Genomic DNA, 2599 nt, shown 5'->3' with positions numbered 1-2599 from the left:
TGTGGCGCCCGCGTCCGATCGTGGTCAGCTGTTCGTGGCCCACGCCCGCGTGGGTCTCGATGACGTACACCTTCGAACCGCCCCGGTAGGACTTCTGTTCAGCGCTGTGCACGCCTCCCGGATGACCATGTGCTCGGCATGGGAGAAGTCACCGTCGGCGCCGGCGACGACGATGCCCGTCTGGATCACGGCCCGCGCCTCGGTCGGCTTCTTGACGGTCTTGGCGATGTCCTGCATCGCCTCCGCCTTCCCCCGGGCGAAGTCGTGCGTGAGGGCGTCCACGTGGTTGTTGAAGCGCTGACGCAACTGCTCGGGCGGGAAGTTCTGCAGCACGTCGTTGCCGAGGATCATCGACTCCACGTGCTGCCGCTCGGCCGGGTCCACACGGCCGTCGGCGGCGGCGACCAGCGCGCACATCGCCATGCTCGCGTCCCGGTACGCGCCGCTCTTCAGCTCGGTCTTGAGCGAACCGAGCTGGGCCTTGAGCGTGCTGACCAGTTGGGCGCGCGCACCGCCCCCGGACCCCGTGCGCCCGCCGGCCGGGCCGCTCCTGCCCTGGGACTGCTGCAGAGTCCTGGCCTGGTCCTTGAGCCGGTCCCACACTGCCATGTGACGTCACCTCGGTCTTCGTCCACTGCGTCGGTCGCACGCGTGCGCGTGCACCGGCCCAACGGCCCGGACCGGGTAAAGGTTCCGCAAAGGGAGGTGGTCCATCCCGCCCGTGCCCGCGGTGTCCGTGCCCGGTCGCCCTCGCCCGCCCCGTCCGTGCCCGACACGCCCCGCCCGCCGTACGCACGCGGCCGGACCCCCTGCCGGGCGGTGTGCCCCGGCGCGGCACACCCCACCCGGACGGCGGCTCGGACCCGACCCGCCCGGGACACGCGAGGGCGGCCGGGCCCCCGCGCGGGGCACGTGCAGCAGACTGCAGCCATGGGCGATCAGAATGCGCCGGGGCCTTCACCGCGCCGTTTCCCCCCGCGGCCGGAGAGCGTGGCGTCGGCCCGGCACTTCGTGCGCACGGCCCTGGGCGACACCGCGCCGGACGTGGTGCACACCGCCGAGCTCCTGGCCGGCGAACTGGTGACCAACGCGGTGCTCCACGCGCGCACCCAGGTCCAGGTGAGCGTCCGGCACGCCGGCGGCAGAATCCACGTGCGGGTCACCGACGAACGGCCGGGCCGCTCGCCCGTCCCCCGGGAAGACCCGTCGCACTCCTGGACGGGCTGGGGGCTCGTACTCGTCGAACGGCTCGCCCGGCGCTACGGAGTGGATGCCGGCCCGAGCCACAAGACGGTGTGGTTCGACCTGCGGACCGGCGGAGGACCACCGCCGCCACCCTCCGGCTGGGGGACTCCGGCGTGCTCCGGCGTCACCGTGACGCTGATCGACTTCCCCGCAGCCCTGTACGCGGCCTGCCGGCGGCGCAGGCACGCGCTGCTGCGCGAACTCGTGCTCGCCGGCCCCGCCGCCGGGCTCCTGGGCGTGCGGCCGGGAGACCTGGTCACGGCTCACGACACGAGCAACCTCATCAGTGCGTGCGTGGCGGCCGCGACGGGCCGGCAGCCGTCGGCCGCGGACGCCCGTTCCCTTCCCCCGTCGCTCTCCCTGTCGGTGCCCGCGGACGCCGCACCCGCGGTGCTCACCCTGCGCCACGTGCTCGACCTGGCGGAGGAGGCGGCACGGGAGGAGCACCTCCTCGGCCGCCCGACCCTTCCCCAGGCGCGCGCCTTCCGCGCCTGGCTGTTCGACCAGATCGCCGGCCAGCTCGCCGGAGCCCACCCGACCGCCTGGACAGTGGTCCCGCGCGACCCGAGCGTGAACGTCTCCGGACTCGTGCCGTGGGAACCCGCCCACATCCAGGCCGGCAGGACCCCGGCGGTCGCCGCCGACGAGGAGAACAGGATCATCGCGGTGAACGACCCGGCTGCGGCGATGCTGGGCTGGGAGGTGGACGACCTCCTGGGGCGGAGGCTGACCACACTCGTCCCGGAACACCTGCGGCAGCGGAACAGAGCGGCGTTCAGCTCCCTGCTGCTCACCGGCCGCCCCCGGATCCTCGGCCGCTCCGTACCGCTCCCCGCGCTGCACCGGGACGGCCGGCTGGTCCCCGTCCGGCTGGTCATCCAGACCCAGGAGACGGCCGACGGCCGCACCGTGTTCGTTGCCCAGCTCACTCCCCGGACGGTGGAACCCGCCCCCTCCACGCCCTCACCCGGGACGGCCCGGCCCGCCCCGCCGCGGGAGCCGGACGGGCCGGAGCCCGCGGACGGCCCGCGTGGCACGGGCACCGGCGTAGGCGGCCCCGCCGCCCTGTCGGCGCTGGAGAGGCTCGCACTCCTGGCGGACACCGGCACCGCCCTCAGCGGTGCCGTGGACCTGTCCGAGGGCCTGCGACGGGTGTGCCGCATCCTCACCCGACGGCTGGCGCACTGGTGCGTGGTGGACCTGCTGGACGAGCACGGCCACGTGCAGCGCGTCTGCCTGTCCCACCGCCGAGCCGGGGAACTGGCCCCCGAGGCGTACGGCGGCACCGTCCCGCCGGCCTCGGACACCGCGCGGGGGCCGCTGGCACGGGTGCTCCGCGGGGCGGGGCCGCTGC

The 2599-nt window shown here is 74.9% G+C and carries 2 protein-coding genes; one reads left to right on the top strand and one right to left on the bottom strand.

Features of this window, described 5'->3' with window-relative positions; translation table 11 throughout:
- Positions 1 to 24 precede the first annotated feature (24 nt).
- Positions 25 to 609 (bottom strand): tellurite resistance TerB family protein, encoded by a 585-nt coding sequence (locus ABZ371_RS31500; RefSeq protein ID WP_358686115.1) that lies wholly within the window; start codon positions 607 to 609, stop codon positions 25 to 27.
- 321 nt (positions 610 to 930) lie between these two features.
- On the opposite strand from ABZ371_RS31500, the gene ABZ371_RS31495 reads away from it, so the two are divergent.
- On the top strand, positions 931 to 2599 hold a 1669-nt coding region (locus ABZ371_RS31495; protein WP_358686113.1), incomplete at its 3' end, for an ATP-binding protein.

Source organism: Streptomyces sp. NPDC005899, assembly GCF_040629645.1.
In the GTDB taxonomy this organism is placed as follows: Bacteria; Actinomycetota; Actinomycetes; order Streptomycetales; family Streptomycetaceae; genus Streptomyces.
This window is presented reverse-complemented; position numbering and strand designations above follow the sequence as displayed.

Coding starts and splice junctions, on each gene's coding strand:
- ABZ371_RS31500 (WP_358686115.1), bottom strand. CDS start 609: ATGGCAGTGTGGGACCGGCTCAAGGACCAGGCCAGGACTCTGCAGCAG.